This window comes from Streptomyces spinoverrucosus (assembly GCF_015712165.1).
GTDB lineage: Bacteria > Actinomycetota > Actinomycetes > Streptomycetales > Streptomycetaceae > Streptomyces > Streptomyces spinoverrucosus_A.
The window spans coordinates 429108-442130 of record NZ_JADPZX010000001.1 but is presented as its reverse complement, the minus strand read 5'-3'; the positions used below and the strand labels follow the sequence as shown (position 1 = coordinate 442130).

12 protein-coding genes are annotated in these 13023 nt (G+C 72.7%); 7 read left to right on the top strand and 5 right to left on the bottom strand.

Going from position 1 to position 13023, the window contains the following annotated elements; all coding sequences use genetic code 11:
- Positions 1–10 precede the first annotated feature (10 nt).
- The gene (locus I2W78_RS02075) at positions 11–121 is read right to left on the bottom strand and encodes a SapB/AmfS family lanthipeptide (protein WP_196456392.1); all 111 of its coding nucleotides are present in this window, start codon (positions 119–121) and stop codon (positions 11–13) included.
- Positions 122–204: 83 nt separating this feature from the next.
- On the bottom strand, positions 205–2781 hold the full coding sequence (gene lanKC, locus I2W78_RS02070) for a class III lanthionine synthetase LanKC (RefSeq protein WP_196456390.1): 2577 nt from the start codon (positions 2779–2781) through the stop codon (positions 205–207).
- A 205-nt stretch (positions 2782–2986) separates the two neighbouring features.
- On the opposite strand from lanKC, the gene I2W78_RS02065 reads away from it, so the two are divergent.
- The 3 genes from I2W78_RS02065 (at position 2987) to qcrB (ending at position 7572) form a co-directional block, all read left to right on the top strand.
- Positions 2987–5431, top strand: a complete 2445-nt coding sequence (locus tag I2W78_RS02065; RefSeq protein ID WP_196456388.1) for a SpoIIE family protein phosphatase — start codon at positions 2987–2989, stop codon at positions 5429–5431.
- Between the two features lie 68 nt (positions 5432–5499).
- Positions 5500–5919 (top strand): CBS domain-containing protein, encoded by a 420-nt coding sequence (locus I2W78_RS02060; protein WP_196456386.1) that lies wholly within the window; start codon positions 5500–5502, stop codon positions 5917–5919.
- Positions 5920–6033: 114 nt separating this feature from the next.
- Positions 6034–7572: a cytochrome bc1 complex cytochrome b subunit gene (gene qcrB / locus I2W78_RS02055; protein ID WP_196456384.1), complete on the top strand. Its 1539-nt coding sequence runs from the start codon at positions 6034–6036 to the stop codon at positions 7570–7572.
- Here qcrB and ctaF read toward each other — a convergent pair.
- Both ctaF and ctaD read right to left on the bottom strand, forming a co-directional pair.
- Positions 7490–7891 (bottom strand): aa3-type cytochrome oxidase subunit IV, encoded by a 402-nt coding sequence (gene ctaF, locus I2W78_RS02050; protein WP_196456382.1) that lies wholly within the window; start codon positions 7889–7891, stop codon positions 7490–7492. The two genes, qcrB and ctaF, sit on opposite strands and share 83 nt — an antisense overlap.
- Complete coding sequence (gene ctaD / locus I2W78_RS02045) at positions 7888–9570, bottom strand: aa3-type cytochrome oxidase subunit I (protein WP_196456380.1); 1683 nt, start codon at positions 9568–9570, stop codon at positions 7888–7890. The genes ctaF and ctaD overlap by 4 nt, the downstream gene beginning before the upstream one ends.
- A gap of 128 nt (positions 9571–9698) precedes the next feature.
- On the opposite strand from ctaD, the gene I2W78_RS02040 reads away from it, so the two are divergent.
- The 4 genes from I2W78_RS02040 to I2W78_RS02025 all read left to right on the top strand — a co-directional run bounded on the left by I2W78_RS02040 (position 9699) and on the right by I2W78_RS02025 (position 11851).
- Positions 9699–10055, top strand: a complete 357-nt coding sequence (locus I2W78_RS02040) for a DUF6479 family protein (RefSeq protein ID WP_196456378.1) — start codon at positions 9699–9701, stop codon at positions 10053–10055.
- A 91-nt stretch (positions 10056–10146) separates the two neighbouring features.
- Entirely contained in the window at positions 10147–10326 is a 180-nt protein-coding gene (locus I2W78_RS02035) for a hypothetical protein (RefSeq protein WP_196456376.1), read from the top strand.
- Positions 10327–10394: 68 nt separating this feature from the next.
- Entirely contained in the window at positions 10395–10895 is a 501-nt protein-coding gene (locus tag I2W78_RS02030) for a metallophosphoesterase family protein (RefSeq protein ID WP_196456374.1), read from the top strand.
- A 41-nt stretch (positions 10896–10936) separates the two neighbouring features.
- Positions 10937–11851, top strand: coding sequence for an aminoglycoside phosphotransferase family protein (locus I2W78_RS02025; RefSeq protein WP_196456372.1), 915 nt, complete (start codon positions 10937–10939; stop codon positions 11849–11851).
- Between the two features lie 6 nt (positions 11852–11857).
- Here I2W78_RS02025 and I2W78_RS02020 read toward each other — a convergent pair whose 3' ends face one another.
- Positions 11858–12958 (bottom strand): XdhC family protein, encoded by a 1101-nt coding sequence (locus tag I2W78_RS02020; RefSeq protein ID WP_196456371.1) that lies wholly within the window; start codon positions 12956–12958, stop codon positions 11858–11860.
- Positions 12959–13023: the final 65 nt, after the last annotated feature.

The window sequence follows — 13023 nt, the reverse complement described above, 5'->3', positions numbered from 1 at the left end:
GTGCCGCTGGTCAGAGGCAGAGCGTGATGCTCGCCGCGCTGACACAGGAGAGCAGGCTGAGGGTGCTCTGGCCGCCGGTGTACTCCTCGGTGTCCATCGCCTGCAGGTCGAGCAGTGCCATCTTCGTGTCCTTTCATCCATGGGGACGGGGTGGTGTCACGACTCCGCCGATGCGCGGAGCCGCGTCTGTGAGGGCCGCCGGCCTTATGACGGCTTCCGGCCGGGCGGCGGCAGGAACGGCAGGTGCGCGGCGGCCGGGTCGCCGAGGGCGGCGCCGAGCGCGAGCAGGCAGCCCGCCGTTCCGGTGGCGAGATCCATGGACAGCCGCATCATCTGGTGGCCGGGGAAGGCCAGTTGGCCCTGGTACGCCAGCGCGTACCAGCCGAGCCCGGCGACCTGTTCGGCCAAGCGTGCCTTGGTGGCGCCCGGCGTGGCGGTGCGGCTGAGGTGCAGGATCATTCCGGCGCGGCCCTGGAACAGCCCGGGCTGCGCGTAGAAGCGGGAGGTGGCGGCGGTGAGGATGCCGGCGCGGGCCCGCTCGAACTCGCCGGTGTCGTCGGCGGCGTGGGCGAGGTAGTCGTCGAGGACCATGCCCAGGCCCACGCTGCCGTCGCCGAGGTACGGCATGGTCCGCCAGCCCTCGTCGACCTCCAGCGAGCCGCCCTTCTGCACGACGCAGCAGTCCAGGTCCCGGCGCAGTGCCGTCCCGGCCGCGTCCAGCAGCTCGCGCGCGCCGGTGTCCTCGTAGTGCCGCAGCAGGAACAGGGCGGGGCCGGTCATGCCGCGCAGCAGTCCGGCCCGTCGGCGCGGGGTCTCGGGCAGCGGCTCGGCGAGCCGTCCCACAAGGATCCGGGCGGCCTCCTCGGCCCGCTCGGCCAGCCGCTCCTCGCCGGTGGTACCCGCCAGCCGGCCGAGGACCAGGCCCAGTCCGGCCAGTCCGCCGTGCAGGTCGGAGGCGAGTTTCTGCCAGCGCTCACGCAGGACGACGTCGATCAGGTCCAGGGCCCGTTGCCGGTGGCCGAGCCGGTCCAGCACCAGGGCGACGCCCGCCAGTCCGTCGTACAGGCCGAGCGGTGTGCCGACGGGCGGCGGGTCGGTGCGGGCCAGCAGCCAGCGCTCGCCCTCCTCGTACCGTTCGGCGCCGGTCCGCTCCAGCGCGTACAGCACACCGGCGGCGCCGTGGGCGAGGCCGAGGCCGCCGCCGTCGGAGAACTGGGTGATGTCGCCGGGGAAGAGCCGGTCGGTGCGTTCCGGGGTGGCCGAGGCGAGGATCGCCTTGACCATCGAGTCACGGCTGTGCGGCCAGTCCCCGGGCCGGACCAGCGGTGTGGAAAGCGAGGGCCGGGCGGCGCCCCGGGTGATCTCCGCGACCGCCTCGTCCAGGAAGGCCCTGGGCAGGTCCGGGAACTGCTCCGCGACGACGTCCGCCAGATGCGCCGCCTTGCCCCGGTCGACCACGAACAGCGTGGTGACGGGCAGGAACAGGGCGAGGCGCAGACAGGCCAGCGCATAGCGGTCGACGTCCGTGCCCCGGCGGTCCGGCGGGGCGAAGAAGCCGGGGTGGGCGACGACTTGGCGGCCGTTGTCGGTGACGGGCGCGGCGGCCTCGAAGTCGATCAGACGGACGGTCTCCTCGTCCGGGGCCACCATGATGTTGAAGACGTGCAGGTCATTGAAGACGATCCCGCGCGCGTGCACCGCCTCGACCGCCCGCTCGACCGCCCGGTGGATGCGCAGCGCCCACGCCGTGTAGTCGGCGACGGCCCGCGGGTCCGGGTCGGCGCGGAGCAGCGGGTGCCGCTCGGCGAAGAAGGAGTTCAGGGGCCGTCCCTCCACGAAGTCCATCACCAGGAACCGGTGGTCGCCGAGCGTGAACCAGTCGCGCACCTCGGGCACCACCCCGGTGCCCGCCACTCGCTCCAGCGCGTCCTTCTCACGCTCCAGACGGGCGATCGCGTCCGCCCCGTCGGCGGCCAGCCCCGCGTGCGGCCGGCCCTCCTTGAGCACCACCCGGCGCCCGTCGCGCGTGTCGGTGCCGACGTAGACCCCGCCGCCGTTGGAGAAGTGCAGCGCCTTCTCGATCCGGTACGGCAGGTCGCCGACCGTCGTGGTGTTGCGGACCGTGAGCTGCGGTTCGAGGAAGGCGGGCAGCGTCACCCAGCCGGGCACCCGGAAGGACGGCGTCCGCCGGTCCGGCACCAGCTTCCCCTCGCCGTCCCGCACCGCCGGCACCAGCGAACCGCGCTCGTCGACGACGAACGTGCGCGCGAACGCGCCGTAGCGGACGTACAGCGGACCGTCGTTCCAGCGCAGGTCGGTGAGGATGTACGGCCCCTCGAAGCCGTTCAGCAGCTCGCCCAGCTCGCGCAGCACGACGTGCAGCTGCTCGTCGTCGGCCGGATAGACGGTGACGAACTTGCCGCTGCCGTCGCGCGGGGCGTACTTGGCGTTGCGCAGGTGCAGCAGGTGGGGAGCCGGGACGAACTTGAACGGGATACGCCGGGGCACGCAGTAGTCCCACACGATCGCCGCGATCCGGTCCGCGTCCGCGCGGGTGGCGGAGGCGTGGATCTTCCAGCCCTGCGCGGGTCCGGCCGCGGGCGTGCCGTCCGGGCCGAGCGGTGTCAGCGTCAGCCAGTCGCCGACGCGGGCCGTCGACCAGCCCTCCGGCGCCGGGCGGCGGGCCGTCTCGAACAGGGGCTCGCTGCCGCCTCCGAGCCGGTCCGGCGTGTCGTAGAAGTGGCTGTCCGCCAGCGCGTACACCTCGTACCGCTTGTCCATGCCCTCCCCCTCCGTGACCGCAACGAGCCTTCCAGCCGTCGGAGGGCCCCCGACAGTCACGCCTGTCACGAGACGCCCGTGCGGTACGCATGCGTAAAAACCTGTTCGGTGTGTTTCGAGCGCCCACCCGCCCCGCTCGCCGTCCGGCGGCCATACCGCGTTCACAGGGGCTGCGCGCGACGGTCATAAGCGCTGTAATACGGACGTGGTCAGTGAGGGCGTTGCCGGTCGCAGGGCGAGAGTGCTGCGTGCCGAGGACGCCCTCTCGGTGCTCAGGGCCGACCCGGACACCCCCGAACGCAGGCGCCGGGTCCTCGAACAGGTGCTCGTCTTCGCGCGAGCGACCTTCGCCGCCGTGTACACGCCCAGCGAGGACGGCGAGCTGCTGTGCCTGGCCGAGTCGGCCGGCGTGCCCAGGACCCTGTACGGCCTGCGCGACGGCTACCCGCTCGCCGGAAGCTCCCCGGTGGCCGACGCCCACCACGCCGGGCACCCCGTGTGGCTCGGCCCGGGCGAACTCGCCGACCGCGCGGAGGCCCGCCGTACCCCTGCGCGGGACTTCTTCCTGGCCGCGCTGCCCGCCCGCCGCGACGGCGCCGGGAGCTGTCTGCTCGCCGTGAGCGAGTGCCGGGAAGGTTTCGACACCGAGGACCGCAAGTGCCTGGAGCTGATCGCCGACGCGGTCGCCGCTCCCTTCCCGGCCGCCCCCGTCGAGGGCGGCGAGCTGGCGCCGGGTGCGTTCAGCCTGGCCATGGACACCGGCCGGGCGGAGGTCGGCGACGACATCCTGGAGCTGTTCGGCCTCACCCGGGACGCGTTCGACGGCAAGGTCGAGACGCTGCTCGGCCTGACCGTGCCGGAGGACCTGCCGTCGCTGATGTCCGTGGTGGAGGCCGACCACATGACGATCGGCGAACGCGAACTGGAGTTCCGGGTGCTCCAGCCCACCGGACCACCCAAGTGGCTCCGGCTGCGCGGCCGCCTGGTGCCCGGCGGCGAGGGCGTCCCGGCCCGGCTGGCGGGCACGGTCGACGACGCCTCGACGCTGCGCTCCGACGTCACGGACGTGGCCCGCATCCAGCGGCTGGCCGCCGCCCTGTCCAACGCCGGCACCGTCCGGGACGTCAGCCAGGCCGTGGTCGCCGCCCTGCGCCGACCCCTGCAGGCCGACCGGATCGCCCTGGCCGAACTGGAGCACGACCGGCTCGTCGTCACCGTCCTCGACCCGCCCGAACCGGAGGCCTGGCCCGAGCTGTGGCGCCTGGAGTGGCGCACCGAATGGCCCGACGCGCCCGTGCGCGCCATGCCCACCCTCGCCGCCGCCCTGCGCGAGGGCCGCGCCCAGATCTGGCCCGCGGGCACCGCCCTGGAACCCGCGCTCGCCGACGTCGGCCCCGGCGGTCTCGCCGTCCTCCCGCTGCCCGCCGCGGGCCGGATGGCCGGCGCCTGTCTGATCGGCTGGGACCGCCCGCACCACTTCGGCCCCGACGAACGCGCCCTGCTCACCGCCTCCGCCGGCCTCGCCGGACAGGCCCTGATGCGCGCCCACGCCTTCGACGCCGAGCACGAACTCGTCGGCATGCTCCAGCGCCAGCTCCTCCCGCGCCGTCTGCCGAAGCTGCCCGGCGCGGTCGCCGTCGCCCGCTACCTGCCCGCCACGGCCGGGCTGGAGGTCGGCGGCGACTGGTACGACGTGATCCCGCTGCCCGACAACCACGTCGCCCTCGTCATCGGCGACGTCCAGGGCCACAGCGCGGGCGCCGCCACCCTCATGGGCCAGATGCGCACCGCCCTGCGCGCCTACGCCGTCGAGGGCCACCCGCCCGACGTCGTGGTCTCGCACGCCAACCGGCTGCTCGTCGACATGGAGACCGACCTCTTCGCCACCTGCGTCTACGTCGACGTCGACATGGAGGAGGGCTCCGCCTGGTGCGTCCGCGCCGGCCATCTGCCCCCGGTGGTGCGCCACCCCGACGGCAGCGCCCACATCGCGGAGGCCGAGGGCGGCCCGCCGCTCGGCGTGCTGGTCCAGGCGGACTTCCCGATGAGCCCGCTGCGGCTGCAGCCCGGCACCCTGCTCGCCCTCACCACAGACGGCCTGGTCGAGACCGCCGACACCGACATCGACGAGGGCATGGCCGGCTTCGCCGACCGGCTCGCCGCCTCCGACCCCGCCCACCTGGGCCTGGTCGCCGACGGCCTGCTCGGCGACGCGCACCGCGGCGACGACGTGGCGCTGCTCCTCATGCGCTACGACGGCATGGCGATACGCCCCCGGCGCGAGACCTGGACCGTGTGGCGGGTCCCCGAGGCTGTCGGGCACGCCCGTCGCTTCACCCGGCGCACCCTGCGCGCCTGGGGCGTGACCACGCAAAGGGACGCCGTCCTGCTGGTCGTCTCCGAACTCGTCACCAACGCCCTCGTGCACACGGACGGCCCGGTCCGCCTCGACCTCACCCTCGTCGACAGCCGGCTGCGCGTCGCCGTCGCCGACACCTCCCCGCGCAGCCCCGTCAAGCCGACCCGCATCGGCTGGGAGGCCACCGGCGGCCGCGGCCTCCTCCTCGTCGAGGCCATGTCGGCGGCCTGGGGAACGGTCCCGGTCAGCGGCGGCAAACAGGTGTGGAGCGAGCTCGCCCTGGACGGCTGACCCGCACGTGCCGACCCGGCCGCCCCGGGTACCCGGAGGGCGAGGAACAGCAGACGAGGAGGTACGTCATGGCCCAGTACGTCCGCGACATCATGACCGGCGACCCGGTGACCGTCGAACCGCAGACCTCCGTCGCGGCGGTGGCCCGGATCATGCGCGACCAGGACCTCGGCGCCGTCCTGGTCACGGACGGCGACCACCTGCGCGGCCTGGTCACCGACCGCGACCTGGTGGTGAGGTCGATCGCCGACGGCGGCGACCCCGACGAGATCACCGTGGCCGCCGCGTGCAGCGACGACCTGGTGACCGTGCGGCCCGACGAGGAACTGGACCACGCGGTGGAACTCATGCGCGAACACGCCGTACGCCGCATCCCGGTCGTCGACCACGACCACCCGGTGGGCATCGTCTCCCTGGGTGACCTGGCGATGGAACGCGACTCGGGGTCGGCACTGGGCGACATCAGCGTGGCCAAGCCCAACGTTTAGGCCCTTTCGCACACCCCCGAACGGGGTGTTTCACGCCCCACGGGCGCTCGGCGCCGTCCCGGTGCGGGATAGACAGCACGGGACGGTGCGGGCGGCGGTCGGAGGTGGCGTGAGGTGGCAGGAGGCGACGAGGCGGCGGCCCGGCGACGCCCCCCTGCCCGAGGAGCCCGGCTCGCCGACGCGGCCGACGCCCGCCTGCCCGCGTACGAGGGGGGCGGCCTGCTGCGCAAGGCGTTCCCCGACCACTGGTCGTTCCTGCTCGGCGAGCTGGCCCTCTACAGCCTGATCGTCCTGCTGCTGACGGGCGTGTGGCTGACGCTGTTCTTCAAACCGGAGATGACCGAGGTCGTCTACGACGGCTCGTACCGGCCGTTGCGCGGTGTGCAGATGTCGGCGGCCTTCGACTCCACCCTGCAGATCAGCTTCGACGTCCGCGGCGGACTGCTGCTGCGCCAGACCCATCACTGGGCCGCCCTGGTCTTCCTCTCCGCCATCGGCGTGCACCTGCTGCGGATCTTCTTCACCGGCGCCTTCCGCCGCCCCCGCGAGCTCAACTGGGTCATCGGCGTCACCCTGTTCGTGCTCGCCCTCGCCGAGGGCTTCGCGGGCTACTCGCTCCCCGACGACCTGCTCTCCGGCACCGGCCTGCGCATCGCCCAGGGCATCATGCTCTCCATCCCGATCGTCGGGACGTACCTGAGCATGTTCGCGTTCGGCGCGGAGTTCCCCGGCGAGGACATCGTCACCCGGCTGTACGTCATGCACGTCCTGCTGCTGCCCGGCGCCCTGATCGCCCTGGTCACCCTGCATCTCATCCTGGTGTTCCACCTCAAGCACACCCAGTGGCGCGAACCGGGCCGCACCCGCCGCAACGCTGTCGGCAGACCGTTCTTCCCCCAGTTCACCGCCGGCTCGGGCGGCCTGTCCCTGATGACCTTCGGCCTGCTCACCGTGATCGGCGGCGTCGCCCAGATCAACCCGATCTGGGCGTACGGCCCCTACCGCGCCGACCTGGTGTCGACCGGTGCCCAGCCCGACTGGTACGTCGGCTTCCTGGAGGGCGCGCTGCGCCTCGTCCCGCCCTGGGAGACGGTCGTCCTCGGGCACACCCTCATGTGGAACGTGCTGCTCCCGGCGGTCGTGCTGCCCGGGCTGCTGTTCACGGTCCTGTACCTGTACCCGTTCGTGGAACAGCGGCTGACGGGGGAGTGGGAGCAGGAGCAGCACCTGTGCGACCGGCCCCGGGAACGTCCCGTCCGCACCGCCCTCGGCGTTGCCGGCGTCACCTTCTACGGCGTACTGCTCCTGGCTGGCGGCAACGACGTCGTGGCGTTCGCCTTCCGGATCTCGGTGAACGCCCTGACCTGGATCCTGCGCGTGGCCCTGGTGCTGGGCCCGGTCCTCGCGTTCGTGATCACCCGACGGCTGTGCCACGCCCTGCTGCGCGCGGAGGAACAGCGGCTGCGGGAGGGCGTGTCGACCGGCGACGTCCGGCAGACCGTCGAAGGGGCCTACGAGAGCGAGCACCGCCCGGTCGGCGAGTTCCGGCCCGGAGCGCCCCGCCCGGAGCTCACTCCTGCCGACCGGCACCCCGACGCGCGTACTGGAAAACCAGGCCCAGAACCCCCCGGGACAGCACCGCGAGACCGATGAGGAACAGCCACAGCCCGTACACCACACCGATCGCCGCCACCGCGAAGCCCGCCGCCGTGACGATCGGCCACGGGCTCTCGTCGGGGAAGAACTCCACCGGCCCCGCCGCGTCGGCGACCTCGGCGTCGAGCCGGTCCTGCGGGCGGCGCCCCTTGCGCCGGTACTGCACCGCGCTGAAGAACGACACCACGCCCGCCATCAGGAACGCGATCACCAGCACCGCCGTGCCGGCCGGCTCCTCGGACCACGCGCCGTACAGCGCGGCGATCCCCCCGAAGAACAGCGCCACGCCCCCGAACAGCACGGCCTCCGTCTTCATCGGGTCTGCTCCCCTCTCCGGAGCTGCCGCTGCCGGGCGATCGCCGGATGGTGCAGGTCGAACGCCGGGGACTCGGACCGTACGCGGGGCAGCGCGACGAAGTTGTGCCGGGGCGGCGGACAGGCGGTGGCCCATTCCAGGCCGCGCCCGTACCCCCAGGGGTCGTCCATGGTCATCGTCCTGCCGTATCTGGCGGTGCGCCAGACGTTGTAGAGGAACGGCAGGGTGGAGATGCCGAGCAGGAACGCCCCGGCGGAGGACAGGGCGTTGAGGAGGGTGAAGCCGTCGGCGGGCAGGTAGTCGGCGTAGCGGCGGGGCATGCCCTCCTCGCCGAGCCAGTGCTGGACGAGGAAGGTCAGCTGGAAGCCCGGGAACAGCAGCCAGAAGTGCAGCTTGCCGAGCCGCTCGTCGAGCATCTTGCCGGTGAACTTGGGCCACCAGAAGTAGAACCCGGCGAACATCGCGAACACGACGGTGCCGAACAGCACATAGTGCAGATGGGCCACGATGAAGTACGAGTCGGTGAGGTGGAAGTCGAGCGGCGGAGAGGCGATCAGCACCCCGCTCAACCCGCCCAGCAGGAACGACACCAGGAACCCCATCGCCCACAGCATCGGAGTCTCGAACGACAGCGAGCCGCGGTGCATGGTGCCGATCCACGCGAAGAACTTGATTCCGGTGGGCACGGCGATCAGGAACGACATCAGCGAGAAGAACGGCAGCAGCACCGCCCCGGTCGCGAACATGTGGTGCGCCCACACGACCGCGGACAGCATGGTGATGGCGATGGTCGCGCCGATCATCGGCAGATAGCCGAACAGCGGCTTGCGGGAGAACACCGGGATGATCTCCGTGATGATCCCGAAGAACGGCAGCGCGACGATGTACACCTCGGGATGCCCGAAGAACCAGAACAGGTGCTGCCACAGCAACGCCCCGCCGTTCGCCGAGTCGTAGATGTGCGAGCCGAACTTGCGGTCCGACTCCAGCGCGAGCAGCGCGGCCGTCAGGACCGGGAACGCGGGCAGCACGAGGATCGACGTGAACAGGATGTTCCAGGTGAACATCGGCATCCGGAACATGGTCATGCCGGGTGCGCGCAGGCACACGATCGTGGCGATGAAGTTCACCGCGCCGAGCGTCGTCGACACACCCGTCACCACCAGGCCCATCACCCACAGGTCGCCGCCCGCGCCGGGCGAGAAGTAGGCGCTGTTCAGCGGGGCGTAGGCGAACCAGCCGAAGGCCGCCGCGCCGGCGGGGACGACGAACCCGGCGACGACCATCAGCCCGCCGAACAGGTACATCCAGTACGACAGGGCGTTCAGGCGCGGAAAGGCCACGTCCGGGGCGCCGATCTGCAACGGCATCACGGCGTTGGCGAACCCGGCGAACATCGGCGTCGCGAACAGCAGCATCATGATGGTGCCGTGGATGGTGAAGAGCTGGTTGTAGCCGAGCTCGCTGAAGAACTGCAGCCCCGGCGCCGCGAGTTCGGCGCGCATGGCGAGGGCGAGCAGTCCGGCGAAGAGGAAGAAGCAGAAGGCGGTGACCATGTAGAGCCGTCCGATCACCTTGTGATCGGTCGTCGTGGCCCAGCGCAACAGCGTCGCGCCCAGCGGACGTCCGTGCCCCGTACGCCGCCGGGCGGGCGGGGTGTCCTGCGACAGCTCCGTCATCGTCCTCCTCTCCGGCCGCCGCGACGCTATCGCCGTGACGTGGGGTGCAGCCCGCGCCACGCCCTGTTGTCAGCCGTCAGGGGACCGACCGGAGTCATTCACTGCCCGTGACCGGGTACTCGGAGCGCATGAATCCCATCGCTCACGAAGTAGCCGCAGCTGGTTCCGTCGCCGGGTTTGTCGCCGTCCTCGTCGGTGGCGTCGTCGTCACCGCGGTGCTGATCTGGGCCGTTCTGCTCGGCATCAAGGTGCGCAGGCGCGAGCCCCGACGGCCCCGGCCCGACGAACAGCCCAGGCTGCCGGCCTCCGGCGCGGTCGGGGAGTCGCGGGAGCAGCGCGAACCCCACGAGGTGGGCGGCGACGCACGGCTCACCCCGCACGACCTCAGGCCGTCCGGCGGGATGCGCAGCGGCGACCAGCGCAGGCCGCGCTGGAACCGTGGGTCCAGCGGCTCGTTCGGCAACGGCGGACCCGGCGCGGCCTGACCGGCAGGGCGTTTACCTGCGGCGGAGGCGGGGACCCGGTCACCAGTTCCGTACACCCGTACGAGGGACGCAGAAGGAAGAGGTTTGCGTCGTGACCACGTCCACCAGTGACAAACCCGTCGTCCGCCGTCTGGAGACCGGCTGGTCGAAAGCCCGTCGGCTGCGCGCGAAGAGCGAACTGCGCACCTGGCTCCCGGCCGTGGAGAGCCCGGACGGACCACGGACGCCGCACACGGCTTCGGAGTGGAACATCGTGCGGGGTGAGGACTGACACAGACGCGGGGCACCGCCTCGTGCTGACCGGTGCACCGCGCGCGGTGGCCGTCCTACGCTGAAGCCGTGCGTCTGCTCCTGATGTCCGACACCCACCTGCCGAAACGCGCCAAGGCGCTGCCGGACCCGCTGCTCGCCGAACTCCCGCACGCCGACGTCGTGTTCCACGCCGGCGACTGGGTCGACACGGCCACCCTGGACCTGCTGCGAAGCCGCTGCCGCCGGCTGGTCGGCGTGTACGGCAACAACGACGGACCCGACCTGCGCGCCCGGCTGCCCGAGGTGGCGTACGCCGAACTCGACGGCCTGCGCTTCGGCGCCGTCCACGAAACGGGCCCCGCCCAGGGCCGCGAGGCCCGCTGCGCCGCCCGCTTCCCCGACCTGGACGTCCTGGTCTTCGGCCACAGCCACATCCCCTGGGACACCACGGCCCCCACCGGCCTGCGCCTGCTCAACCCCGGTTCCCCGACCGACCGCCGCCGCGAGCCCCACTGCACCTACATGACCGCCACCGTCACCGACGGCCGGCTCACGGACGTGACCCTGCACCGGCTGCCACCCCGCTAATTCGGTGGACGCGCCGGTGTGCGAAGCGGTCCCATGTCGGGGTGCTGATCGATGCCGCGCTCGTACGCCGTCTGCTCACCGACCAGTTCCCGCAGTGGGCCGACCTTCCGGTCTCCCCGGTTGCGCTCTCCGGCCTGGACAACGCCACCTTCCGGCTCGGCGACGAACTGTCCGTCCGGCTGCCGCGCTACGCGCACTGGGAGGGCCAGGTGGAGCGGGAGCACCGCTGGCTGCCGCGCCTGGCCCCGCATCTCCCGCTGCCCGTCTCGGAGCCCGTCGCGCAGGGCGAGCCCGGCGAGGGCTATCCGTACCGGTGGTCCGTGTACCGCTGGCTGGACGGCGAGACCGCGTCCCCTCAGGCGCTGGCCGACCCCGCGCGGACGGCCCGTGAGCTCGCCGGGTTCATCACCGCGTTGCAGCACATCGACCCGACGGGCGGGCCCGGCCCGCAGCAGAGCAACGCCTTCCGTGGCGTGCCGCTCGGCGACGAGCGTGACTCCCTCGCCGCCGAGGCCCGGGTGCGGCCCAAGATCGAGGCGCTGCGGGCGGCCGGCCTCGTCGACGCCGACGCGGTGACCGAGGTGTGGGAGGCGGCCCTCGCGGCGCCCGCCTGGCACAAGCCGCCGGTGTGGATCCACGGCGACCTCGCGACCGGCAACTTGCTGGCCCGGGACGGCCGTCTGAGCGCGGTCATCGACTTCGGCACCCTCGCCGTGGCCGACCCGGCGGTCGACCTGCTGCCCGCCTGGCTGTTCCTGCCCGCGTCCGCCCGCGAGGCGTTCCGGGAGGCCGTCGGCACCGACGACGCGACCTGGGCACGCGGCCGCGGCTGGGCCCTGGCGGGGTCGCTCCCGGTGCCGGACGACCCCTACTTCCGGGACCACCCGGACCGGACCGCGGCGGCACTGGACCACCTGGAACAACTCATCGCCGACCACCGGCACGAGAACGCCTGAGGTGTCTCACGGCGACGGATGGATCGCCCCCGCCGTCGCCGTCAGCGGCTCCCCGCTGCCGCCCCACCGCAGGGCGACGATCTCCGCGGCGACGGACACCGCCACCTCCTCCGGCGTGCGGGCGCCCAGGTCGAGCCCGATCGGGGAGCGCAGCCGCGACAGCTCACGGGCGGTGAGCCCGGCGTCGGTGAGGCGCCTCGCGCGTTCGTCGTGAGTACGGCGGCTGCCCATCGCCCCGATGTAGGCGGCGGGCCGGCGCAGCGCCTCCTGAAGCAGCGGTACGTCGAACTTCGGATCGTGCGTGAGCACGCAGATCACCGTGCGCTCGTCGGTGTCGGTGCCGCGCAGATAGCGGTGCGGCCAGTCCACGACCACCTCCACGCCGGGCGGGAAACGCTTCGGCGTGGCGAAGACCGGGCGGGCGTCGCAGACGGTGACCCGGTAGCCGAGGAAGTCGCCGACGCGGGCCACCGCCGCCGCGTAGTCGATCGCGCCGAACACCAGCATCCGCGGCGGCGGCGCGAAGGAGTGCAGGAACACCGCGACAACGTCCTGGCGCCGCTCCCCGTGCGGCCCGTAGTGCCGTAGGCCGGTGGCGCCGAGGGCGAGTTCGCCGCGCGCGTCGGCGGTGACCGCCACGTCCAGGCCGCCCGCCCCCAGCGTGCCGGTCACCCGATCGGGCCAGACGGCGAGGGTGGCCCCGCGCGGCGCCGGCCCGTCGATGACCGTCGCCACGGTCACCGGGCGGCCCTCCAGGACCGACTGGGCGACCACCCCGAACGCGGGATCGCGCTCGGGCGTGACCGGCCGGACCAGCACGGTGATCTCGCCGCCGCAGGTCAGCCCCACCGCGAACGCGTCCTCGTCGCTGTAGCCGAACGTCTCCAGCCGTGCCTCGCCGCTCGCCACGACCTCCTGCGCCAGCTCGAACACCGCCCCCTCGACGCAGCCCCCCGACACACTGCCGACCACCTCGCCGTCCGGCCCCACCGCCATCGCCGCCCCCGGGTCACGCGGCGCGCTGCGGCTCACCCCCACCACCGTGGCCAAACCGAACGGGGCCGCGGCCGCGTACCAGCGGCGCAGCGCCGGAAGAATCTCACGCATGCCTCGACCCTCGCATGGTTGAGCGTTAATCCATTGTCGCGCCGCCGGTCCTTCTGCTGCACTGC

Coding starts and splice junctions, on each gene's coding strand:
- I2W78_RS02075 (WP_196456392.1), bottom strand. CDS start 121: ATGGCACTGCTCGACCTGCAGGCGATGGACACCGAGGAGTACACCGGC.
- lanKC (WP_196456390.1), bottom strand. CDS start 2,781: ATGGACAAGCGGTACGAGGTGTACGCGCTGGCGGACAGCCACTTCTAC.
- I2W78_RS02060 (WP_196456386.1), top strand. CDS start 5,500: ATGGCCCAGTACGTCCGCGACATCATGACCGGCGACCCGGTGACCGTC.
- ctaF (WP_196456382.1), bottom strand. CDS start 7,891: ATGAAGACGGAGGCCGTGCTGTTCGGGGGCGTGGCGCTGTTCTTCGGG.
- ctaD (WP_196456380.1), bottom strand. CDS start 9,570: ATGACGGAGCTGTCGCAGGACACCCCGCCCGCCCGGCGGCGTACGGGG.
- I2W78_RS02040 (WP_196456378.1), top strand. CDS start 9,699: ATGAATCCCATCGCTCACGAAGTAGCCGCAGCTGGTTCCGTCGCCGGG.
- I2W78_RS02020 (WP_196456371.1), bottom strand. CDS start 12,958: ATGCGTGAGATTCTTCCGGCGCTGCGCCGCTGGTACGCGGCCGCGGCC.